At 40.7% G+C, this 23,325-nt stretch carries 23 protein-coding genes, 1 tRNA gene and 1 other annotated feature; of the genes, 23 read left to right on the plus strand and 1 reads right to left on the minus strand.

All coding sequences use genetic code 11. The features are described from left to right. Nucleotides 1–4 precede the first annotated feature (4 nt). The 7 genes from LQ188_RS10630 to LQ188_RS10660 all read left to right on the plus strand — a co-directional run bounded on the left by LQ188_RS10630 (nucleotide 5) and on the right by LQ188_RS10660 (nucleotide 5,657). Nucleotides 5–1,087 carry an endospore germination permease gene (locus LQ188_RS10630; RefSeq protein WP_230176780.1) on the plus strand — a complete coding sequence of 361 codons (1,083 nt, stop codon included), beginning with the start codon at nucleotides 5–7 and terminating at the stop codon, nucleotides 1,085–1,087. Continuing rightward, nucleotides 1,084–2,559 carry a spore germination protein gene (locus tag LQ188_RS10635; RefSeq protein ID WP_101222830.1) on the plus strand — a complete coding sequence of 492 codons (1,476 nt, stop codon included), beginning with the start codon at nucleotides 1,084–1,086 and terminating at the stop codon, nucleotides 2,557–2,559. The genes LQ188_RS10630 and LQ188_RS10635 overlap by 4 nt, the downstream gene beginning before the upstream one ends. Further along, nucleotides 2,556–3,677 carry a Ger(x)C family spore germination protein gene (locus LQ188_RS10640; protein ID WP_230176781.1) on the plus strand — a complete coding sequence of 374 codons (1,122 nt, stop codon included), beginning with the start codon at nucleotides 2,556–2,558 and terminating at the stop codon, nucleotides 3,675–3,677. Before LQ188_RS10635 ends, LQ188_RS10640 begins: the two co-directional genes overlap by 4 nt. 215 nt (nucleotides 3,678–3,892) lie before the next feature. Beyond that, nucleotides 3,893–4,504 carry an XTP/dITP diphosphatase gene (locus tag LQ188_RS10645; RefSeq protein ID WP_101222828.1) on the plus strand — a complete coding sequence of 204 codons (612 nt, stop codon included), beginning with the start codon at nucleotides 3,893–3,895 and terminating at the stop codon, nucleotides 4,502–4,504. Nucleotides 4,505–4,506: 2 nt separating this feature from the next. After that, the gene (locus LQ188_RS10650) at nucleotides 4,507–5,019 is read left to right on the plus strand and encodes a metallophosphoesterase (protein WP_230176782.1); all 513 of its coding nucleotides are present in this window, start codon (nucleotides 4,507–4,509) and stop codon (nucleotides 5,017–5,019) included. Between the two features lie 172 nt (nucleotides 5,020–5,191). Continuing rightward, nucleotides 5,192–5,265 (plus strand) — tRNA-Arg (locus LQ188_RS10655). Between the two features lie 191 nt (nucleotides 5,266–5,456). After that, the gene (locus LQ188_RS10660; RefSeq protein ID WP_048688856.1) at nucleotides 5,457–5,657 is read left to right on the plus strand and encodes a hypothetical protein; all 201 of its coding nucleotides are present in this window, start codon (nucleotides 5,457–5,459) and stop codon (nucleotides 5,655–5,657) included. A gap of 89 nt (nucleotides 5,658–5,746) precedes the next feature. Here LQ188_RS10660 and LQ188_RS10665 read toward each other — a convergent pair whose 3' ends face one another. Then, a complete protein-coding gene (locus LQ188_RS10665; protein ID WP_101222826.1) occupies nucleotides 5,747–6,007 on the minus strand; it encodes a hypothetical protein in 261 nt (86 codons plus the stop codon). A gap of 281 nt (nucleotides 6,008–6,288) precedes the next feature. On the opposite strand from LQ188_RS10665, the gene LQ188_RS10670 reads away from it, so the two are divergent. The 16 genes from LQ188_RS10670 to clpX all read left to right on the plus strand — a co-directional run bounded on the left by LQ188_RS10670 (nucleotide 6,289) and on the right by clpX (nucleotide 22,982). Beyond that, nucleotides 6,289–7,044, plus strand: a complete 756-nt coding sequence (locus LQ188_RS10670) for a DUF2087 domain-containing protein (protein WP_101222825.1) — start codon at nucleotides 6,289–6,291, stop codon at nucleotides 7,042–7,044. An 18-nt stretch (nucleotides 7,045–7,062) separates the two neighbouring features. Beyond that, nucleotides 7,063–7,425, plus strand: coding sequence for a GIY-YIG nuclease family protein (locus LQ188_RS10675; RefSeq protein ID WP_101222824.1), 363 nt, complete (start codon nucleotides 7,063–7,065; stop codon nucleotides 7,423–7,425). Between the two features lie 173 nt (nucleotides 7,426–7,598). Next, nucleotides 7,599–7,772 (plus strand): hypothetical protein, encoded by a 174-nt coding sequence (locus LQ188_RS10680; RefSeq protein WP_202190575.1) that lies wholly within the window; start codon nucleotides 7,599–7,601, stop codon nucleotides 7,770–7,772. Between the two features lie 108 nt (nucleotides 7,773–7,880). After that, on the plus strand, nucleotides 7,881–8,087 hold the full coding sequence (locus tag LQ188_RS10685; RefSeq protein WP_230176783.1) for a hypothetical protein: 207 nt from the start codon (nucleotides 7,881–7,883) through the stop codon (nucleotides 8,085–8,087). 815 nt (nucleotides 8,088–8,902) lie between these two features. Then, nucleotides 8,903–9,178 (plus strand): GNAT family N-acetyltransferase, encoded by a 276-nt coding sequence (locus LQ188_RS10690; protein WP_101222823.1) that lies wholly within the window; start codon nucleotides 8,903–8,905, stop codon nucleotides 9,176–9,178. 158 nt (nucleotides 9,179–9,336) lie between these two features. Then, a complete protein-coding gene (locus LQ188_RS10695; protein ID WP_101222822.1) occupies nucleotides 9,337–9,837 on the plus strand; it encodes a M15 family metallopeptidase in 501 nt (166 codons plus the stop codon). A gap of 308 nt (nucleotides 9,838–10,145) precedes the next feature. After that, nucleotides 10,146–10,404, plus strand: a binding site (T-box leader). A gap of 115 nt (nucleotides 10,405–10,519) precedes the next feature. Next, nucleotides 10,520–12,235 carry an acetolactate synthase large subunit gene (ilvB, locus tag LQ188_RS10700; RefSeq protein ID WP_101222820.1) on the plus strand — a complete coding sequence of 572 codons (1,716 nt, stop codon included), beginning with the start codon at nucleotides 10,520–10,522 and terminating at the stop codon, nucleotides 12,233–12,235. A gap of 3 nt (nucleotides 12,236–12,238) precedes the next feature. Next, complete coding sequence (ilvN, locus tag LQ188_RS10705) at nucleotides 12,239–12,751, plus strand: acetolactate synthase small subunit (RefSeq protein ID WP_101222819.1); 513 nt, start codon at nucleotides 12,239–12,241, stop codon at nucleotides 12,749–12,751. 60 nt (nucleotides 12,752–12,811) lie between these two features. Then, nucleotides 12,812–13,840 carry a ketol-acid reductoisomerase gene (gene ilvC, locus LQ188_RS10710; protein ID WP_101222818.1) on the plus strand — a complete coding sequence of 343 codons (1,029 nt, stop codon included), beginning with the start codon at nucleotides 12,812–12,814 and terminating at the stop codon, nucleotides 13,838–13,840. Further along, on the plus strand, nucleotides 13,827–15,362 hold the full coding sequence (locus tag LQ188_RS10715; RefSeq protein WP_101222817.1) for a 2-isopropylmalate synthase: 1,536 nt from the start codon (nucleotides 13,827–13,829) through the stop codon (nucleotides 15,360–15,362). The genes ilvC and LQ188_RS10715 overlap by 14 nt, the downstream gene beginning before the upstream one ends. Nucleotides 15,363–15,377: 15 nt before the next feature. Then, the gene (leuB, locus tag LQ188_RS10720; protein ID WP_101222816.1) at nucleotides 15,378–16,490 is read left to right on the plus strand and encodes a 3-isopropylmalate dehydrogenase; all 1,113 of its coding nucleotides are present in this window, start codon (nucleotides 15,378–15,380) and stop codon (nucleotides 16,488–16,490) included. A gap of 70 nt (nucleotides 16,491–16,560) precedes the next feature. Further along, on the plus strand, nucleotides 16,561–17,970 hold the full coding sequence (gene leuC, locus LQ188_RS10725; protein ID WP_101222815.1) for a 3-isopropylmalate dehydratase large subunit: 1,410 nt from the start codon (nucleotides 16,561–16,563) through the stop codon (nucleotides 17,968–17,970). 28 nt (nucleotides 17,971–17,998) lie between these two features. Beyond that, the gene (leuD, locus tag LQ188_RS10730; protein WP_101222814.1) at nucleotides 17,999–18,598 is read left to right on the plus strand and encodes a 3-isopropylmalate dehydratase small subunit; all 600 of its coding nucleotides are present in this window, start codon (nucleotides 17,999–18,001) and stop codon (nucleotides 18,596–18,598) included. 172 nt (nucleotides 18,599–18,770) lie between these two features. Further along, nucleotides 18,771–19,805: a tetratricopeptide repeat protein gene (locus LQ188_RS10735; protein WP_230176784.1), complete on the plus strand. Its 1,035-nt coding sequence runs from the start codon at nucleotides 18,771–18,773 to the stop codon at nucleotides 19,803–19,805. Between the two features lie 184 nt (nucleotides 19,806–19,989). Continuing rightward, nucleotides 19,990–21,282, plus strand: a complete 1,293-nt coding sequence (tig, locus tag LQ188_RS10740) for a trigger factor (protein WP_101222812.1) — start codon at nucleotides 19,990–19,992, stop codon at nucleotides 21,280–21,282. Nucleotides 21,283–21,713: 431 nt separating this feature from the next. After that, nucleotides 21,714–22,982: an ATP-dependent protease ATP-binding subunit ClpX gene (gene clpX, locus LQ188_RS10745; RefSeq protein WP_101222811.1), complete on the plus strand. Its 1,269-nt coding sequence runs from the start codon at nucleotides 21,714–21,716 to the stop codon at nucleotides 22,980–22,982. Nucleotides 22,983–23,325 lie beyond the last annotated feature (343 nt).

Genomic DNA, 23,325 nt, shown 5'->3' on the forward strand with positions numbered 1-23,325 from the left:
TATTATGGATCAAAAGATCATTCAGGCTTTACACATCTATGTTTTAATCATCATGAATACAGGATTCATGGTACATGTCCTACTCCTTCCCAATATATTGACCGCATCACAACGCGACGCATGGATAAGTGTCATAATAAGTGTTGTTCCATGTATCGTTTGGACCCTATTTATTTTTTATATTTATAAAAAACTAGATAAAGAAGATATAATCGCTTTTCTAAAAAAATGGTCTACACCTTTTATTACATATATTTTCACTATAGCATTTGGGTTGTACTTTATATTTAACGCCTTCATTACCGTCAAGTTTACAGTGATTTGGGCAAAAGCTAATTATACTCATGACATACCGAACATTGTAGTCGTTAGCCTATTCACTTTTATTTGTATTTTTGCAACTTATAAAGGAATACGCACCATAAGTACTTTGGCTCTCCTGTTTCTTCCGTTCGTCACTTTTTTTGGGATATTTGTAGGGCTGGGGAATACGAGTAATAAGAATTACGAATTATTGTTCCCGATATTTGAAAGCGGGTATCGCAATACTCTAAATGGTATTTTGTATACGAGTGCAGGATATTTAGAAATTATCGTTTTTTTATTTTTGACTCCTTACCTGAAAGATAAGCTAAAAGCCAAGTGGCTTTTATTAGTTAGTGTAATTTTAATCATGCTTACGTTAGGACCCCTGATTGGGGCGATTGCAGAATTTGGTTCCGTGGAAGCAGTTAAAATGAGGAATCCAGCTTATGAACAGTGGAAGCTGTTAAGGTTTGGCTATTATATTACTCGACTCGATTTCCTGTCCATTTTCCAATGGCTTTCAGGTGCCATGATTCGAATAAGTTTATGTTTATTTATAGGATATAAATTAATCTCAAATTCAAAACATCAGAAGTGGATACTGCTCTCACTATATTCATTAATTGTTATTGGAACGCTAATCCATTGGGATGCCACTTCATTTTTTTATTTTATATACAAATATTTCTTTCCGATCAGTAGTCTGTTTCTCTTGAGTGCTGCAATTATACTGTTATTCCTTATTATAAAAAAGGGAAAAGGAAAAGGTGAAACATTATGAGGAAGGGAAAATTGAATGGAACTCCTTCTTGCATTGACCAAATCCAAAAATGGTTCGAACATTCCTCTGATGTTGTTTTAAGAAAAAAAACATTTGATCCTGAAGGTCGTTATTTGTTGGGGTTTTTATATGCGCCAAACTTAGTCGATATGCAATTTATCAATGAAGTGATACTGCCTACAATATCAAAAGCGGTTCAAGAAAATGGGGAATTAACAATTGATCAATTAAGCAATATTATGGAGATCAGTACGCTAAAAAAAGACTCCGATTTAAAAGAGGAAGTAGAAAGCATTCTATTTTCAGGAGACCTAATCATTATTAATGAATCTTCTAATGAAATTTACTATACTCCATTAGCTAATTCCCCTAAGCGTAGTCCGGAAGAGTCCAATATAGAATCTTCCATTCGCGGACCTAGAGATGGATTTATTGAGAATATATCGGATAACATGTCTTTAATTCGCCAAAGGTTAAAAACGTCAACACTTAAATGCATTGAATATACAATCGGGAAAAGAAGTAAAACCAAAATATTGCTACTTTATATAGATGACATTATTAATCCTTCGATTCTTTTGGATATCAAAAAACGATTGGATTCATTAAATGTTGATATCATAGTCAGCAGTTACCAAGTTGAAGAACTCCTATATGATACTCAACTTTCCATCTTCCCTTTAATGGATTATATCGGTCGACCGGACTATGTTGTTGAATCCTTGAATCAAGGACGCTTTGCCATCCTGGTGGACGGGAATCCCACATGCTTGATCGGACCGACCAGTATTAATCAGTTACTTTATTCTGCTGATGACGCACATGCAAGCTTTTTTTACATTAGTTTTATGCGCATCATTCGTGTAGTCGCCTTATTTGTAACGGTTGCGTTACCGGGTTTTTTTATAGCGTTAGTTTCCTATCAATTCGACCAAATTCCCTTTTCGCTTCTTGCGACGATTTCAATCACGAGACAAGGATTACCGATACCTGCTTCTTTAGAGGCATTCATGATGATCATATTGTTTGAACTATTTAAAGAAGCTGGTCTTCGCCTGCCAAAAGCTGTAGGTCCGACGGTTTCTGTGTTGGGTGGATTGATTATAGGTGATGCAGCGATTCGGGCAGGGCTGACTTCACCCTCCATGTTAGTAGTAATAGCTGTTACAGTTCTCTCAAGCTATACCTTAATCAATCAGAATATTGCTGGAAATATCGTTCTTATAAGGTTATTCATATTTGCTTGTTCAGCGTTTTTAGGCTTGTTTGGATTCTTCATGGGAATATTCCTTATCTTGATTGTTGTGGTTTCCTTGGAAAGTTTCGGACAGCCTTTTGTGAATCCATTTTCCAAACCAAATAAATCGGATATGTTAAAAGTCTTATTCAAGCTTCCGTATGGGATGTTAAGGCAGCGGAATCAAGCTATACAGTCCAGTGATAATGAACCGCAAAAGGAGTCGAACAAATGAGAAAGCTAATTGCAGTCATGGTTATTGGCTGTCAACTTTTATTGACGACAGGATGCTGGGGAATGAAGGAAATTCAAGCTCAAACATATGGATCCGCTCTAGGGATCGATTATAAAGAGGGTGAATTCATCTTATACTTTCAAGCGTTGAATTTTGCGGATATAGCAAAACAAGAGGGGGCCACTGCATTACAAGAAAGATCTACTGTTGTCATTGGGGAAGGTAAAGGGGAAAGTATCGAGGAAGCATTTACCGAATTAGAACAACATGCCGCATTACCGCTTTATATCGGGCATATTAACTCCTTCATTTTAAGTGAGAATGTAATCAAGAATAAAATGAAGGATTTTATTGAATATGTAGGAAAAGAGCCCTTATTGCGATACAATTCATGGCTGTTCGTTACGAACAAGGATATTAAAAAGGTGTTTGACAGTGATAGTTTCTTTAATCTACCTAACTTATTCACGATCATTCAAAGGCCAGAGACCGTTATTAACGAGAACTATTTCATTTCCCCGTTAAAATTCAGTGAACTGGTTTCGAAGTTTTATCAACCGGTTGGTTCCATTTTAATTCCCTCTTTGGTCATAAATGAGCATCATTACTCAGAGGGCGGGAAAGAAAAGAAGATACCAACGTTGAATGGCGGCTATGTTTTATCAAAACAACAATATAAAGGGTACGTAAGTAAACAAGATTTGATAGGTTTAAAATGGGTTGAAAACAAGGCGACAGTAATGTTTTTTTCCCTGAACAAACAAAAGGTAAGTGTTGAAATCATGGACCCTAAAACAAACATCATAGTATTGGAACAACAAAAGAAACCCTTATATGACTTAGAGGTTAGAGCAAATGGAATATTGAAACAAAATATAGCTAACTTGGATATGGAAAAAATCGAAAAAAAGGTAGAAACAAAAGTTAAGCATGATATTTTGAAGACATTGGAGACGGGGGAGAAAATCAATACAGACCTATTTAACATAAGTGAAAAGGCATACAGATACCATGTCAATAAGTGGGATAACAGAATTATTAATTCCTTTGATAAGACTTCAATAAATAACATAAAAGTTAATATCCATATTGAACATAGTGAAAATTACAAACGTTAGTTTATAAGTTTCAGGTTATTGCAGATGAGGGAGTTGTGTTAGACTTAACTTATCTGGAAAATTCAGCAGCCGTTATTGATCATGAAAGGCAGCGTTGAATTCGTCCGTTTGGCACTGGAGAATAAGCGGCTTAACATTATAATGAGTACAGCAAATTCTTTCTTAGCCCGAAAAGAGCTCACATGCCGATAAAATGAAAAAGGGTGAAATGAAAAATGAAGACAGTAATAATTGCAACGAAAAATAAAGGGAAAGCAAAGGAGTTCGAAAGCTTATTCTCTGCTAAAGGATATGAAGTCAAAACACTTCTTGATGTACCGGATGCTCCGGATGTTGAGGAAACAGGGACGACATTTGAAGAAAATGCGATCCTGAAGGCAGAGGCCATTGCCCATCAGCTAGGCCGTTTTGTCATTGCTGATGATTCCGGATTGATTGTAGATGCATTGGAGGGCCGTCCAGGCGTATATTCTGCGCGCTATGCTGGAGAGTCCAAGAGTGATGAAGCGAACACGGAAAAAGTCCTCCGGGAACTGGAAGGCGTGCCAAAAGAGGATAGAACGGCGAGGTTTTATTGCGCATTGGCACTAGCGTCACCCAACCAGGAAACGATTACGGTATCGGGAACGATGGAAGGCTTGATTACAGAACGGCCTTCAGGAGCGAATGGATTTGGTTATGATCCCATCTTTTTTGTTGAGGAACAGGGTAAAACAAACGCAGAATTGACAAAAGAGGAAAAAAACAAAATCAGCCACCGTGCCAATGCATTGAGGGCTCTAGATGAAAAACTTGATCTATTTCTAAAAAGGGAAGAAGGAATGTGACGATGAAAGTGCTAATAATGAGTGACAGTCATGGCTTAACTCATGAAATCAGCATGATTACCGACCGTCATAAACAAGAGGTTGCAGCCATGATCCATTGCGGTGATTCAGAGTTGGAAAGAAATGACCCTCGCATGTCGGGGTTCTTAGCCGTACGCGGGAATTGTGACTATGATTCGGCATATCCGAATGACATTGTGGAGAACATCGCAGGCAAGCGTTTCTTCCTTACACATGGACACCTCTATAACATAAATATGACCTTGATGAACCTATCTTATAAAAGTGAAGAGCTTGGGGCGGATATTGTTTGCTTTGGTCATTCCCACGCTGCAGGCTCTGAATTGATTGACGGCAAGCTCTTCATCAACCCGGGAAGCATACGTCAGCCGCGTGGACGAAAAGAAAAAACCTATGCCATTTTGGAAATCGGAAATGACCAACTTGAAATCATCTATTATGACCTTGAAGGAAAAATCGTTGAAGAACTAAGAAATGCTTATCAAATGGAATGACTTCATGTATAATGAACAGGAAGCGTTTTTCCCCGCTTCCTGGTTATTAAAAAAAGAAAAAACTTTTTTTGAAAAAGCGTTGACTTTCTTTTGATATCCTACTATAATAAGAAGTGTCCTAAGGGAACAGTTAAGGTAATACATAAGTTTTACCGCAACTTATATCATAAACGTCTCAGTAGCTCAGCTGGATAGAGCAACGCCCTTCTAAGGCGTCGGTCGGGAGTTCGAATCTCTCCTGGGACACTACTAAAAAAAGCCAAAACCTTCAAAGGTTTTGGCTTTTTTACTTTTGGCTTAAGACAACGAGGGTAATTTAAATTTGCTATCCTTTTAACTGTTAAAGTTCGTATGACGACAAGAAGTTTTTTATTTCATATTTATCGCAGGTGGATGACCTTTTATGTCGAACTTGTTATAAATAAGGAGATGTTTAAATGAATAAAGATAGATTATTCAAGTTCATTCAAACTTCCACTCGGGGCAATTTCTTCTCAGTCGAAATAACCGAAGATGGAACAGAAGTGGTCCAATTAGCCAAGGAGTTAGAGAAAGAAGGAAGAATCAAGTTGAGGGAATGCACACGAAAAGAGCAAGGTGTTTATCTGGAAGGGATACTTAAGTTTGTGCCTAGCTAATACTTAAAGAGCTCAACGAAGGACTTATATTAGGAATTTCATATGTTCCACAAACTCAGGCATCCATGATTGGATGCCTTTTTTCTATATCAAATTCTATTTAATGTTTGGAGATTTTTTTTAATGATTTCACGGTTTTTGATTATTGCCGTATTCAATTCTTCGACGGGTGAACTTTTATCATCTCCTAAACTAAGCTGCATCCCACTTGATTGGTTTTGTATAAGTAATTCAATCGTATCGCGTAATTCTGGCAGTGATACCTTGAATTGTTCAGATAAATGTTGTATTGCCTTGTGTAAATCGGTGTTATGGATTGATGGAACAATTGCATTGCTTTCATCTTTCAATATATATCCTCCTCTAAAGCTTATTCACGCTTATATAGCATATTATTGGGGAAATTAAGCTTATTATTCAATGTGCTATACGGCATAGTGTCATGGGGATCGTTTCGTTTAATGGGTGGTGTAGCGCCTGTCAGCTGTATTGTATGTTATGAAGCCCTCTGGCCATCAAGTTCATCTTTGGATAATTTGCTGGAGTTAAATTAGAAAAAACATTGACATAATGCAAACGAATTAATATTATGTTTATTATATTATAAACTTTATAGGGAAGTGTTTGTTTTATGAAGGACGCTGAAATGTTTTGGAGCGCATCTCAGGATGAGCTTAAACAAGGGTATATAGAAGGTGAGAACCAATATGTTTGTTTGCTGTGCGGAAATGCAGTTGAAAAGGGGGTGGTATACCCGAAAGATGGGGTTCTTTATGAAGCAAAGAGGTATATGCGGATTCATATTGAACATGCACACAACTCCGTTTTTGAATACTTGATCGATCTCGATAAAAAACTTACAGGTCTCACGGACCATCAAAACCGCCTTCTTCGCCTATTTTACCAAGGGAAGAATGATGCTGAGGTTCAGGAGGAAATGGGGATAGGTAGTCCGTCCACCATTCGGAACCATCGTTTTGTGTTGAAAGAAAAAGAGCGTCAGGCTAAGTTGTTTTTAGCCCTGATGGAACTTTTGAAAGATAAAGATGAACATGCGCCGGCATTTATCCCGCTTCATCAAAAAGCGACGATGGTTGATGATCGTTATAACGTTACCGAGGATGAAAAGGTGACTGTACTGAAAAAATACTTCCCTAAAGGCAGTCAGGATGCATTAAAGTCTTTCCCGCCAAAGGAAAAACAAAGGCTGATCATTCTTCAAGAAATTATGAACCGATTTGAAAATGAGCGGAAATACGAAGAAAAAGAAATCAATCAAATTTTGGGTACCGTTTATCATGATTACGTTCTTTTGAGAAGGTATTTAATAGAATATGGATTTTTGGATAGAAAGCCAGATGGGAGCCAATATTGGCTGAAGAAATGATGACTGGAGGCAAGAAAAATGGATCGTAAAAAAGAATTGAAGCAATTATATAAAGAAACGAAAGTTGAAGCAGGTGTATACCAAATCAGAAATACGGTAAATAATAAAGTTTTTATCGGAAGCACGAGGAATTTAAAGACGTTGAAGGGGAAACAATTTGAATTGGAAGTCGGAACAAACACCAATAAAGTGCTGCAAGGTGAGTGGAACCAATATGGGAAAGATGCTTTTTCTTTTGAGGTGCTGGAAGTATTGAAGCCGAAAGAAACAGGATTTTTTGATGTTAAACGGGAATTGAAAAAACTTGAAGAAATGTGGATGGAAAAAATACAGCCATACGAAGAACGGGGATACAATAGAATGAAATCCACTGACTTGTAAGTGGCCTTTAAAACAGGGAGTCATTTGTGGCTCTTTTTTTGTGGGAAAAAAATCAGAGGATCTCACTTGTTGTAAGTTTTTAAATGGTTTAAGCTAATAATGAGGGTCCTGTTTATGAAATAGGGGGAAACCAGTGGAGACCTTCACTAAATAATTTATTTTAGGAGTTGCGAATGAAAAAAATAGGATGGACCATAACGGGGATAGGAGCAATCATAGCGCTGGGGGCCTTACTTTATCCTTTGAATGTTATTAATAAAACTCTATGTATATATTTATTGCTCGGCGGTGCAGGGCTTATGTTTGTCGGGTCTATGTTCAGGGCCTTTTCACTCCTGAAAAGATGACTGATTTTATTAAGGTGATGACATGGAGAAAAACCAATTGAAATATGTCCAGCAGCAGCTGGCTAATGAACGTACCTTTTAGCCTGGGTAAGAACGGTGATTGCGATAGTGGGGGTTGGTTTTCTTGCGACTAGCATACATTTTACGTTTGGTGTGCATCGGGATCCCCGGATTGACCTGATTAGTATCGTGCTGGGGATGTTTACATGTGCATTGGGCCTTGTGATTACAGTGCTGGCGAAGTTCGGTTATCTTCAGAAGAAGCGGCAAATCAATGAAGGGACATTCCGGCCCTCGAGTTCGACGTTATTCTAATCGCTGTTTTTATGGTCATATTGTTATCGATGATCATTTTATATTTTGTTTTCATAAAAGTGTAAAACTGTCCTAACATTTAAAGGGCAGTTTTTTTCAATTTCTACTATTATATACTTATTCTTACATCATTACGGGAAGATTTCTTCCATTGATTAAATGCAATCAAAAAACGAAAGCTTGAAAAACACTGTATTTCAGGTTATGAAGAATTATTCAGACTGTAGAAAATTCGAAGAAAACCTGTTGCCTGCAGTAATTTTATGGTGTTTACAATTTGGACGTTGATATCCGATCCAGGCACTCGCTTTCCGCGGGCGGCCCGGGAGCCTCCTCGGCTGATCTCCTCTAGACGCGCTTTTCCCGCAGGAGTCTCGCACCTTCCTCTACAATCAACTTCGTAATAAAATTCAGATGGAAATCATACTTAAGGTTTGAAGGTATGGCTACTTTGTGTCCGTTGATTCGGGGGCATCATTTGATGAAAGATAAATTTTCTGAACCCTATTGTCGACAAACTGGAATAATTAAAACCTTTTTATTACATTAAATACAGTGTTGTGCACGTAGCCATGGTGAAATTTGAAGTACCGGAAGGGCATATAAGCGGTAAGGAAAAATCGGTCAAGTTTTGCCTTTCTTGAAAAAATATATATTAGCCACCATCAGTTTGTGAATAAACTTCACATGGACAATGCTATCATTAAAACTTTTGAAAGTACTTTACTTTATTCAATTTCAATCGCATTTTAAATATTTGTTTAATTTCCATTTTGTGAGATATGATAAAGAGGAACTAAAAGGAGGTCATTAACATGGTTGATATTAGAAAAGGTGAAAGTTCTTTTTTTGTCGAAGAATCTGGTGAGAAATTAGCGGAAATCACATTCTTTAAATCAGGTGATGATGAAATCACGGTCGATCATACCGTTGTTTCTGACAAGCTGCGCGGACAAAAGGTAGGAAATGCCCTTGTTGAAAAGGTAATAGGATTCGCAAGGGAGGAAAAACTGAAAATTGTTCCGGTATGTTCGTTCGTTCAAAAACAATTTGAAAAAAATGAAGAATACGAGGATGTATTGGCTAAATGAACTAGAGGGCTGGACCAGGGGATGATTAATATCACCTGTGTTCAGCCCATTGTCATTTTTTTAGATAATCTTCACTCCATCAATTCCCCAAGAAAAAAATATAAAAATGCCTTTCCGCCTACAGTGTTGTTCGCATTTAATATAGGGGAGGTGCTAGGATGGCCATCAAATTACAAACCCTATTGAATCGCGCAAAGGAAAATATGGGAGGCGGTATGGACCCGGTCGTGAACGAGACGATACTCGAAGTGGTTAAATTAGCTTATGAAGCGGGGATATTTGTTCAAATAACAGCTGGTTATCGAAGTTTCCCAGAACAAAATGAATTGTATGAACGGGGCAGAACGAATAAATCAATGCCTATCGTGACTTATGCCAGAGCTGGCCAGTCCTTGCATAACTATGGACTTGCTGTAGATTTTGTCATTGTTAGTGATGACGGCAAGCGGACATTGTGGACAGAGGGCGAAAAGTGGACAAGGGTAGCGGCCATAGCAAAATCCCTGGGATTTGTTTGGGGAGGGGATTTTGAATTGTTCCGTGATTTTCCGCATCTTGGAATGTCAGGCGGTTTATCCACTAGAGATCTTCAAAAGGGATTGAGGCCGAATCTTATATCAAGAGTGGCGTCAGCGAACAGTGAAAGGGAAAATGGATGATCCGCTGTTTGAGAACACTAATACTAGTGACTGGCATCATGTGCGTAGTGCGAGGATATTTCAGTGGAGAAGTTTGTTATCACTTTAATAATTTTAATGGGATATCTGACGTTTTTAAAAATTAAATATTGAAAAAACTTTTTTTATAGAATGTGGTCATGATAGGTATGTAAGCGGATACAACAAATCTTTCAATTTAGAATTATCAAAAAATTTCAAAAAACCTGTTGACTACTACCTGAAATACACGTAAGATAATCACAAATACAAGACATCAAACATAAGCGTTTCAAAAAATATGAATAATGCGAAAAGCATTGAAGAGGATAAGTAGTCTTTTAAAAAGGCAGTCACAGAGAGCCGGGTAGCTGAGAGCCGGTATTGTCCCGAAAGATGAACTCACCTTGGAGTTTCAGCTTGAACGTCAGACTAGTAGGGCTGAACGGGTGCGTACCAGTACCCGTTACCAAAACAGAGAATAGTGTAGGCTATTCAAAGTGCGCATGGAGTTTCATGCGAAAAAGGGTGGTACCGTGGATTGGCTCATCAAGCCTTTTCACCCCTTTAACTTGCCGAGTGCAAGTACATTTGGGGTGAAAAGGCTTTTTTGTATGCATAAAAAGCTGAAAATTCTGAATGTTAAGAAATATTCAATAGAAAAGCGAAGGAGGTTTTTTACGAAATGACACAAAAGTCAGTTGTTGCTGATCGGAAAAGTGGAAAGACACATTATACTGGTGCTGAATTTCTGCTGAATGCATTGAAAAAGGAAAATGTTGAAGTCATCTTTGGTTATCCGGGAGGTTCTGTATTGCCGATTTATGACAAGCTTTACAGTTCAGAACTCTTTCATATTTTGACAAGGCACGAACAAGGTGCGATTCATGCAGCGGAAGGATACGCCAGGATTACCGGCAAGCCGGGAGTGGTCATAGTTACATCCGGTCCAGGGGCAACGAACATTGTCACCGGTTTGGCCGATGCAATGATTGATTCTTTACCGCTTGTGGTAATTTCGGGTCAGGTAGCTACCAGTGTAATTGGCTCGGATGCTTTCCAAGAGGCTGATGTACTGGGGATTACTACCCCGATCACAAAACATAACTATCAGGTAAGGAGGCCGGAAGACCTTCCGCGCATTATAAAAGAAGCTTTTTATATCGCTTCAAGCGGCCGGCCCGGTCCAGTATTAATCGATATACCTAAGGACATGGCCATTATAGAAGGTGTATCGACTGAAGAGGAGCCAGAGATGAATCTCCCGGGCTATCAGCCGACGACCAAGCCGAATTACTTACAGATCAGAAAGCTTGTTGAAGCAGTAAGCGGGGCGAAAAGACCGGTCATTCTTGCAGGGGCAGGTGTCCTGCATGCAAAGGCCTCCCATCTATTAAAGGAATATGTCGAGCAGCAAGGCATTCCCGTCGTCCACACTTTATTGGGTCTTGGGGGCTTTCCGGCGGAACATCCTCTCTTTATCGGTATGGGTGGTATGCATGGCTGCTATGCAGCAAACATGGCGTTAGCGAAATGTGATCTATTAATCAATATCGGTGCCAGGTTCGATGATCGATTGACTGGGAACCTAGCGAAATTCGCACAGCATGCAACGGTGGCCCATATCGATATTGATCCAGCGGAAATCGGTAAAAATGTGCCGACAAAAATTCCGGTCGTCGGAAGTGCCAAGGAAGCACTGGCAGAGTTGATTGCGCAAAATGGCAAGAAACCGGAAATTGATGAATGGACAACACAGCTTACTGCATGGAATGAAGAGTTCCCATTGCGTTATACCCATGAAGAAGGCGTATTGAAACCTCAGCGGGTCATCCAGATGCTTCACGAAAAAACGAATGGGGAAGCCATCGTTACGACGGATGTTGGACAGCATCAAATGTGGGCAGCGCAATACTATCCATTTAACAAACCGAATTCATGGGTCACTTCCGGTGGATTGGGAACGATGGGCTTTGGCTTACCATCGGCTCTCGGAGCGCAACTGGCGAATCCGAAAGCGACGGTGCTTTCCATATCTGGGGATGGTGGATTCCAGATGTGCCTGCAGGAACTTTCAGTCATTGCCGAAATGAATCTGCCAATCAAAATCATCATCGTCAACAACGGGGCACTAGGTATGGTAAGACAGTGGCAGGAACTATTTCATGATAAACGCTTCTCGCACAGTATTTTTCAATCGCATCCGGACTTCGTGAAATTGGCCGATGCTTATGGAATTCCGGGGTACAAAGTGACGACGGAGGAAGAAGCAAGTAACTGCCTGGATGTAGCGTTAAAGACTGATGGTCCAGTGTTGATTGATTTCCGGGTAAAACAAAATGAAAATGTCTTTCCGATGGTAGCACAAGGAAAAGGGCTTGATGAAATGGAAGGAGTTTAATCAATGAAGGGAATTCTTAGCCTCACCGTGAACAACAGGCCAGGCGTCCTGAATCGGATTACGAACCTGTTCACGAAAAGAAATTATAACATTGAAGGCATGACTGTCGGACCTTCCGAACAGGATGGCATTTCAAGGATGACCTTCGTGGTCGATGTTGATGACGAAGCTGTCATTGAACAGATCACCAAGCAATTGAATAAGCAGATCGATGTTTTGAAAGTATATGATATTACGAATCAATCGATTGTGGCGAGGGAACTTGCACTCATTAAAATATTGGTGACTACACAAACCCGAGCCGAGATTTATTCAGTCATCGAACCCTTCCGAGCTTCAGTTATTGATGTCAGTAAAGATAGCCTGACAGTTCAAATCACAGGGGAATCGGATAAAATCGAAGCCTTCATTGAACTGATCAAGCCATATGGCATCAAGGAATTGGCAAGGACAGGGACAGCCGCCATCCCGCGTGGAATGCAAATTGCACACGCTAAGAGTGCGACAATCGTATAGAAATAAAAACCAAAACAAACCAAAACAAAAAACAATGATGAAAAGGGAGATGTAATTATTATGGCAAAAGTATATTATAACGCAGAAGCAAACGAGAATTTCTTCAACAATAAAAAGGTAGCGGTAATCGGATATGGTTCACAAGGACACGCACATGCACAAAACCTACGTGACAGCGGTGTAGATGTAATCATCGGAATCAGGAAAGGTAAATCCTTCGATAAAGCGGTGGAAGACGGCTTCAATGTTTACACGGTGAAAGAGGCAGCTGAACAGGCAGACGTGATCATGAACCTATTACCGGATGAAACTCAGCCGAAAGTATACCAAGAAGAAATCAAGCCGGTATTGCGCGCAGGTCAAGCGTTAATGTTCGCACACGGATTCAACGTCCATTTCAATCAAATCGTTCCTCCGGCAGACGTAGATGTATTATTAGTCGCTCCAAAAGGTCCGGGACATCTTGTTCGCCGTACATATGAACAAGGCGCAGGGGTGCCGGCATTATTCGCCATCTATCAAAATGTTACGGGTGAAGCAAAAGATTTGGCCCTTGCGTACGCTCGGGGAATCGGCTCTTTAAGAGCTGGCGGTTTGGAAACTACATTCCAAGAAGAAACGGAAACGGATCTATTTGGAGAACAGGCCGTACTTTGCGGCGGATTGACTGCCCTTGTGAAAGCTGGATTCGAAACATTGACAGAAGCTGGATACCAACCGGAAGTAGCATATTTCGAGTGTTTGCATGAACTTAAATTAATCATCGACCTTATGTATGAAGGCGGTATGGAAAACATGCGCTATTCCATTTCTGACACAGCTCAATGGGGAGATTTCGTTTCTGGACCACGCGTTGTGACGGAAACTACGAAAGAGGCAATGAAAGCGATCTTGAAAGACATCCAAGACGGTGAGTTCGCTAAAGGATGGATCTTGGAAAACCAAGCGAATCGTCCAGTCTTTAATGCTATCAATAATCGTGAAAACCAACATCAAATCGAAGTGGTTGGCCGTGAATTAAGAAAAATGATGCCATTCGTAAAACCTCAACAAAAAGAGAAAGAAGTGGTAGCCGTTGCGAAAAATTAATATATTTGAAACTACACTTCGAGATGGGGAGCAATCAGCCGGTGTAAATTTGAATTTTACCGAAAAACTTGAAATTGCTTATCAGCTTGAAAGATTGGGTGTTGATATTATCGAAGCCGGTTTTCCGGCAGCATCCAAAGGGGATTTCAACTCCGTACAGGAAATCGCGCGCAAAATCAAAAACAGCTCTGTCACAGGGCTGGCGCGCGCTGTAAAAGGAGATATCGATGCAGCTTGGGATTCATTAAGGGGCGGGGAAGAACCAAGGTTGCATACTTTCATCGCCACTTCGCCCATTCATCGTGAATATAAGTTGAAAATGACGAAGCAGCAAGTGATTGAAAAGGCAGTTGATATGGTCAAGTACGGGGCAGCGCGTTTTCCGATCGTACAATGGTCTGCAGAAGATGCAAGCCGTACAGAACTTGACTATTTGGCTGAAATCGTTGAAGCGGTCATTCAGGCTGGTGCCAAGGTCATTAACATCCCGGATACTGTTGGATATGCAGCTCCAATCGAGTACGGAAACATTTTCAGATACCTTCGTGAACATGTTCCTTCTATTGATAAAGTTAGTTTATCCGCACACTGCCATGACGATCTTGGAATGGCGACGGCCAATTCATTGGCTGCCATCGAAGGCGGAGCTACGCAAGTCGAAGGCACAATCAACGGAATTGGGGAACGTGCCGGAAACGTGGCCCTTGAAGAAGTGGCCATGGCACTCTACATCCGTAAAGATTTCTATCAAGCGGAAACGGGTCTTGTATTGAATGAAATAAAAAGGACCAGTGATTTGGTCAGCCGCCTTACGGGAATGCAAGTACCTGCTAATAAAGCCATTATTGGTGCCAATGCATACGCACATGAATCTGGCATTCACCAGGATGGCGTGTTAAAAGAAAAAACGACATACGAAATCATATCACCAGAACTTGTCGGGGTTTCGTCCAATTCGTTAGTTTTAGGAAAGCATTCAGGACGTCATGCTTTCAAAGAAAGATTACAAGAGTTGAATTTTACGGTAACGGATGAGGAAATGAACTCATTATTCATTCAGTTCAAGGAATTGGCCGATAATAAAAAGAACATGACGGATGAAGATATCGTTGCGCTGGTGCTTGAAGAGAAAGCGACGGATATCAGTTTTTATGACATGATTTCCTTACAGATTTCCCATGGTACCCATCAGACGGCGACAGCAACGGTCACGCTGAAAAAAGGCGATAATGAAGAGATTCAGGAAGCGGCTACAGGTGCAGGAAGTGTAGAAGCCTTATATAACACGCTTGAAAGATGTTTGGGCAGCGAGATCAGCTTGCTGGACTATCGAATTCAATCGGTGGGCGGCGGAATGGATGCCCTTGCTCAGGTTTTTGTAAAAATTGATTATAACGGTGTGGAAACAAGCGGCAGGGGTCTTGATCAGGACGTCTTGGAAGCATCCGCCAAAGCGTATTTGAACGCTGTGAACCGTGTGATCATCATGAAGGAACTGGAAGAAAAAGCAGTATTACAATAGGAAGGGGAGATTTCGATGAAAAGGAATATTGCGGTGCTTCAAGGAGATGGCATCGGGAAAGAAGTAACAAGAGGCGCTGTAGAAATCCTCGAAGCCGTTGCCCAAAGATATGGACACGATTTTGAATTTCAATATGGTGAGATTGGCGGCGGGGCCATCGATAACACAGGTGCACCCCTGCCGGATGAAACAGTGGAGATTTGTAAAAACAGCGATGCGGTATTATTAGGGGCCGTTGGAGGACCTAAGTGGGATGACCAGCCTGCGCACCTAAGACCAGAACGAGGTTTGTTGAAAATCCGCAAAGATTTGAATCTTTATGCTAACATCCGTCCAATCAGCTATTATTCCAGCTTGTCGGAATCTTCTCCTCTTAAAAAGGAATTCATTGAAGATGTGGATTTCGTGATTGTCAGGGAACTGACAGGCGGCCTTTATTTCGGAAAGCCAAGTGAGCGCATGGAAAAAGAAGGGCAAGAGGCGGTCGTCGATACACTTTTCTATCAGAAAAGCGAAATGAAGCGCATCATTGAACTTGCTTTTGCATTAGCATCGGATCGCAAGAAAAAAGTAACATCCGTGGATAAAGCGAATGTTCTTGAATCAAGCAGGATGTGGCGTGAGACAGCTGAAGAAATTGCCAAGGACTATCCGGATGTAATCCTTGAACATATGCTTGTTGATAATGCGGCCATGCAATTGATCAAAAACCCGAAACAATTTGATATTATCGTGACGGAGAATATGTTCGGTGATATTTTAAGCGATGAAGCGTCGGTATTGACTGGCTCGCTTGGAATGCTTCCTTCCGCCTCCATATCAACAAATGGGCCTAATCTATATGAACCGATTCATGGCTCCGCCCCGGATATCGCAGGCAAAAACCTGGCTAATCCGATTGGGACGATTTTATCAGCGGCTTCCATGCTGCGTCTATCCTTTGGTTTGGAAGATGAGGCGAAAGCCGTTGAGCAGGCTGTGGAAACGGTCCTTGAATATGGCTTAAGAACAGGCGACATCGCAAATGGCCAACCAAATATTACATCCACTTCAGAGATGATCGCAGAAATAAAAGCAAATCTTTTAGACCAGGAAGCTATTTCCAATATCATGGGAGCTTACGCATAAACTTCTTTCACGGCCTAACAATAGGCCGTGTTTTTTAAAAAAATACAAGATTGATCGAGGTGGGATAGTGATGGGAAAGTCGATAATAGAGAAAATATGGGATCGCCATATTGTAAATGAAGAGGAGAATAAACCGGATTTAATTTATATAGACCTTCAATATATTCATGAAGTGACCTCTCCGCAAGCATTTGAAGGATTGAGATTAAAAGGACGCACAGTCAGAAGACCCGACCGTACTTTCGCGACAATGGATCATAATGTGCCAACCGTTAACCGCTATTTCATCGAGGATGATATTGCAAGGAAACAACTAGAGGCGCTTGAGCAAAACTGTAAGGAGTTCGGCATCCGCCTTGCTGATTTAGACAGCCCGGATCAAGGTATCGTTCACGTTATCGGGCCGGAATTAGGGCTTACACAGCCAGGAATGACGATTGTCTGCGGAGACAGTCATACTTCCACACATGGTGCGTTTGGCTCGATTGCGTTTGGAATCGGTACGAGTGAGGTCGAGCATGTTTTGGCTACACAAACCCTATGGCAAACTAAACCGAAAACATTAAAGCTTGAGGTTAATGGCAAGCTTGGTCATGGTGTGATGGCGAAAGATGTCATTTTATATGTGATTTCTAAATTCGGCGTCAATTTCGGTACTGGACATATCATTGAGTATTGTGGGGAAGTTTTCCGGGATATGTCGATGGAAGAGAGAATGACGGTTTGCAATATGTCGATCGAAGGCGGGGCAAGAGCGGGGCTGGTAGCTCCCGATGAAACCACGTTCTCTTATTTGAAAGGTCGTAAATATTTGCCGAAAGGAGAAGAGTTCGAGCGATGTGTTCAGGACTGGAAGTCACTTTCCAGTGATGAGGATGCTGTTTATGACCAAGAAATCATTCTTGATGGCAGTTTGATTCCACCGATGGTGAGCTGGGGGACGAATCCTGGAATGGCTAGTGGCGTGGACGGTAAAGTGCCTACCTTCGCGGAAGATATCATGGATCCCAAGGAACTTAATCGAGCCATTGAGTATATGGGTCTTAAGGAAGGCATGCCGATCACGGAAATTCCCGTACAACATGTTTTCATAGGATCGTGTACCAATTCGCGCATTGAGGACTTACGGCAAGCTGCAGAAATGATCGAAGGCCAAACTGTTCAAAAAGGAGTTCGGGCGATGGTCGTTCCCGGTTCACAAAGCGTCAAAAGGCAAGCGGAAGATGAAGGGTTGGATGAAATCTTCAAATCTGCGGGCTTCGAATGGCGTGAATCGGGCTGCAGCATGTGCCTAAGCATGAATCCTGACGTGGTTCCGTCCGGTGAGCATTGTGCCTCCACAAGTAATCGGAACTTCGAAGGCAGGCAAGGCGCTGGAGCAAGAACGCACCTGGTTAGTCCGGCTATGGCTGCCGCGGCCGCCATTCATGGGAAATTTGTCGATATTAGGAATTTGAAAAGAACTGAACAAGTCCATTAAGAATACGAATTAACCGGAGGTGCATAGAATGGAACCCATTACTATATATAAAGGAAGAGCGGCGGCACTTGACCGTAAAAACGTGGATACGGACCAAATCATTCCAAAGCAATTTTTAAAACGGATTGAGCGAAGCGGATTTGGCGAATTTTTATTCTATAACTGGCGTTTTGATGAAAATGGACAGAAGCGTCCTGATTTTGAATTGAATCAGCCTCATAATCAAAACACGTCCATTTTAATAGCAGGAGAAAATTTTGGCTGCGGTTCTTCGCGTGAGCATGCCCCTTGGTCATTGAAAGATTATGGATTCGATATCATCATCGCTCCGTCTTATGCTGATATCTTTAAAAGTAATTGCATGAAAAATGGGATGGTCCCCATCGCTTTAACCCAGGCTGAAGTAAACTATTTAATGGAGAGAGTGTCGGCACCTGACTATGAGTTGACGATCGACCTCCCCAATCAGACATTGAATGATGGTCAAGGGTTTGAAACAAGCTTTGAAATTCATCCATATTGGAAGGAAATGCTCATCAAAGGCTGGGATGAAATTTCGATAACGCTTCAATATGATAAAGAGATTTCTGCCTATGAATCTCAAAAAAAGGCTGTTTCGAGCATTTAATATTAATAGAAGAAGGTCATATCCCGTTCTCCTTTCTTGATTAGAAAGGATGCGGGATTTTTTTATCTGGGAAAGAAAGAAAGGTGTTCATCCGCCCCATATAAATTTTGTGTTTCATGCTATTACATGCTAAACTGTTTCTCAAAAAGCGAACGGTGAGGCGGAAAATAGGATGGATAATGAGAATAACCAAAAGAAGGCCGAAGAAACCAAGATTATCGCCTTTCCAAATCTCGGTGATAGGCTGATTGCAAAGGGACTGGATGAGCTTGGAAACAGAAACTTTAAAGCGGCTGCACAGCTTTTCAGCCAAGCCAGGGAGTATGAGCCCGAGAATGATGAAGTTTGCATGGGACTAGTGGTCTCACTAGTCGAACTTGAGCATTACAAGGAGTCAAAAGAGTTGTGTATAGAGATGCTGAATAAAGGCATCGGTGACTATTTTCAACTGATCAATATTTATTTGATGGTTCTGCTGCAATTAGGCGAGCATCAGGAAATGGTCACGACGATCGAACTGCTATTTGAAGAAAGCCAAATTCCTTTTGATAAAGAGGAACATTTCGAAAAGATGCTTCAGTTCAGTAAAAGGGCCCTTGAGGATAAAAAAGAGGAGAAGGAAAGGCAAAATCAGCAGCTTTCAGAGGAATTGCAGGAGGATGAACTTTTTGAAGGGAAAACGGATAATGAAATGCTAATGGTCATTTCAAAACTAACGAATATCAATATTCGACCATTTATCCCTCAAATCGAAAAATTTCTACAAAAAGAAGAGGGACACCCTTTCTTTAAAACGATGCTCCTTAACATTCTTATCGACCAGGAATATAACGAGGAAGTGACGTTGAGGAAATTCAATCAATCGAAGTCGGTCATACCAAGGGGATTGAAAAGTTTGAAGGAGACGGACTTCTATAAGAAGGTAACCGGACTGACCGAAGAGGAAATCAGTCAGGATAATCCGAGCTTATTTGAAATGGTCCATAGTTTGATTGAACGTCATTCTTTTTTATTGTTCCCTTTTGAACCCGGACCTGAAAGCTTGCCTGCATGGGCAGCTGCCTATCATGCCTTGGCGGAAGAATACATGACCGGGGAAGTTTTCGGTAGGGACTTAGCGGACCTGTACCAGGCTGATGAGGAAAGCATTGCGGATATTCTTTCCTATATAAAAGAAATTGAAGAAATTTCTTATCCCATTATTTAAGCTATTGCTGTTGTAACAGATTAATCCTGTGGTATAATGTAGTGGTTGTAATGTATATTCGTCTAATTTTGACGATTTCCCCAATATTTTTTGGGTATATTTGAAGGATGACTTGTTAACACTTGCAAAGCATATTCATCCAATGCTTATTATTGAAGTATATAGATTTTTTGGAGGGAAACACATGTCTGTAAAATGGGAAAAACAAGAAGGTAATCAAGGCGTACTAACAATTGAAGTTGACGCTGCAAAAGTAAACGAAGGTTTAGACGCAGCTTTCAAAAAAGTAGTGAAACAAGTAAATGTACCTGGCTTCCGTAAAGGTAAAATGCCACGTCAAATGTTCGAAAAAAAATTCGGCGTAGAATCACTTTACCAAGATGCGCTTGATATCATTCTTCCAGATGCTTATGCAAATGCTGTCGAAGAAGCTGGAATTCAGCCTGTAGATCGTCCTGAAATCGACATCGAGAAAATGGAAAAAGGCGAAAACCTGATCTTCACTGCAACTGTAACAGTTAAGCCTGAAGTTAAATTGGGAGATTACAAAGGTGTTGAAGTTGAAAAATTCAATACTGAAGTAACTGACGAAGATGTTGAAAACGAATTGAAAACTTTACAAGAGCGTCAAGCTGAGCTTGTCGTTAAAGAAGAAGGACAAGTTGCTGAAGGCGATACAGTTGTTCTTGACTTTGAAGGATTCGTTGATGGTGAAGCATTCGAAGGCGGAGCTTCAGAAAACCATTCATTGGAAATCGGTTCAAACTCTTTCATTCCAGGATTTGAAGAGCAACTTGTCGGTCTTGAAACTGGTGCTGAAAAAGATATCGAAGTTACATTCCCTGAAGAATACCATGCTGCTGAACTTGCAGGTAAACCAGCAGTATTCAAAGTGAAAATTCACGAAATCAAAACAAAACAACTTCCTGAGTTGGATGATGAGTTCGCGAAAGATGTCGACGACGAAGTGGAAACTTTGGCTGAACTTAAAGAAAAAACAAAACATAAATTAGAGCATGACAAAAAGCACGAAGAAGAAAACTTCATTCAAAACACTGTAATTGGTAAAGCTGTTGAAGGCGCAGAAATGGACGTTCCTGAAGCGATGATTTCAAATGAAGTTGACCGCATGATGAATGAGTTCTCTCAACGCATTCAATCTCAAGGTCTGAATTTGGAGCTTTACTACCAATTCTCAGGTCAAGACGAAGAAGCTTTAAAAGCGCAAATGAAAGAAGAAGCTGAAGGACAAGTTCGTACGAGCCTAACTCTTGAAGCAATCGCTGAAGTTGAAAAACTTGAAGCGACTGACGAGGACGTAGAAGCTGAACTTGCACAAATGGCTACTATGTACAATATGGAAGTTGATGCGATCAAACAAGCTCTTGGAAACTTAGAAGGAATCAAAGGCGATCTTAAAATTAAGAAAGCAATTGACTTCTTGGTAGAAAACAGCAAAACAGTTGACGCAAAATAATTTTTATAAATAAGTAGATTTAAATATTTCCTTTAAAAAACAAGGCGCGAGTAATCGTGCCTTGTTTTATACATATTGAGAATTAGTGTAAATTTCAAATATCGGTTATTTCCTGATTGATTTTTTTTGGATTTCAGTGTAGATTAGTTCTAATACCGCATATACATATTTATACAGCAAATCCTGCTTTTAAAAATCCAAAGTTTTGGGCATACTGGTAAAGGGCAAATACATATTGATTGATTATTGTACTTATTTAACAACTCGGACGCGTGAGCATTTTTGTTACTAAACTTCCAAGAACATGATAAAATGCAAAACATACTAGGGATTTTGGAATGTTTAAGTAGATGTGTGCCTCGTTTTTTTTCATTACGATTAGGTACCGCTATGTAATAGAGTTGGAAGAGTATTTAAAGGGGTGAACGTACATGTTTAAATTTAATGATGAAAAAGGACAGTTAAAATGTTCTTTTTGCGGTAAAACACAAGAACAAGTCCGTAAACTGGTTGCTGGTCCAGGTGTCTATATTTGTGACGAGTGTATAGAACTTTGTACGGAGATCGTCGAAGAAGAGCTGGGCACTGATGAAGAAGTAGAATTCAGGGATGTTCCTAAACCTATGGAAATCCGTGAAATTCTTGACGAATATGTTATTGGACAAGAACAGGCAAAGAAATCTTTGGCTGTCGCTGTTTACAACCATTATAAACGTATCAATTCCAATAGCAAAGTCGACGATGTGGAGCTTTCTAAAAGTAACATCGCCCTGATCGGACCGACGGGAAGCGGGAAAACCCTTCTTGCGCAAACATTGGCGCGCTTACTGAATGTTCCATTTGCGATTGCTGATGCCACTTCATTGACGGAAGCTGGATATGTTGGGGAAGATGTCGAAAACATCCTTCTAAAGCTGATCCAAGCCGCTGATTATGATGTGGAAAAAGCGGAAAAAGGCATCATTTATATTGATGAAATCGATAAAGTTGCCCGTAAATCGGAAAATCCTTCTATTACACGTGATGTGTCTGGTGAGGGTGTGCAACAAGCATTATTGAAAATCCTTGAAGGAACGGTTGCAAGCGTTCCGCCTCAAGGTGGACGTAAACATCCACATCAGGAATTCATCCAAATCGATACGACCAATATTTTGTTCATCTGCGGCGGTGCCTTTGATGGCATCGAACCGATCATCAAACGCCGTCTTGGTCAAAAAGTCATTGGATTTGGCTCTGACGTGAAAAAGGATGATGTTGCAGAAAAAGAATTGCTTTCAAAAGTCCTTCCTGAAGACTTGCTTCGTTTCGGATTAATTCCGGAATTCATCGGTCGTCTTCCGGTAATTGCGACTCTTGAGCAATTGGATGAAGCTGCGTTGATTGAAATCCTGACAAAACCGAAAAATGCCCTTGTTAAACAATATCAAAAGTTGCTTGAACTAGACGATGTTGAATTGGAATTCGAACAGGAAGCGCTAAGTGAAATTGCTAAAAAGGCAATTGAACGTAAAACTGGTGCACGTGGTCTGCGGTCCATCATCGAAGGCATCATTCTTGAAGTGATGTTCGATCTGCCTTCACGTGATGATGTAGCAAAATGTGTAATCACAGGCAGCACGATTTCGAAAAATGAATCTCCAAAGCTCGTCCTTAAAGACGGTACAACCATCAAAGGACAAGAAAAGAAAACATCTGCTTGATAATATGGAAAAGAAAGGCTGCCAGTTAATGCTGGCAGTCTTTTTGTTTATAGACCAAAGTTGATTGTAACGTAAGGTACGAGACTCCTGCGGGAATACGCGTCCAAGGGAGACCCCGCAGGGGCAGAGCGCCGAGGAGGCTCCCGGACCGTCCGCGGAAAGCGAGTGCCTGTAGTGAAAATCAACGTTAAAACCTCAAAACAATAGGGTAAAACCAGTTAATTTCGAGTTGTTTACAGTCTGAGACTGCCGGTTCATCCTGGCAGTCTTTTTCTTTGTCTTTTTTTCAATTTGTTGTTACTTAGAATAAAAACGCCAAAATTTTCAACACGAATTTCTTGGA

It is taken from the genome of Peribacillus sp. Bi134, assembly GCF_918698065.1.
Taxonomy (GTDB): Bacteria; Bacillota; Bacilli; order Bacillales; family DSM-1321; genus Peribacillus.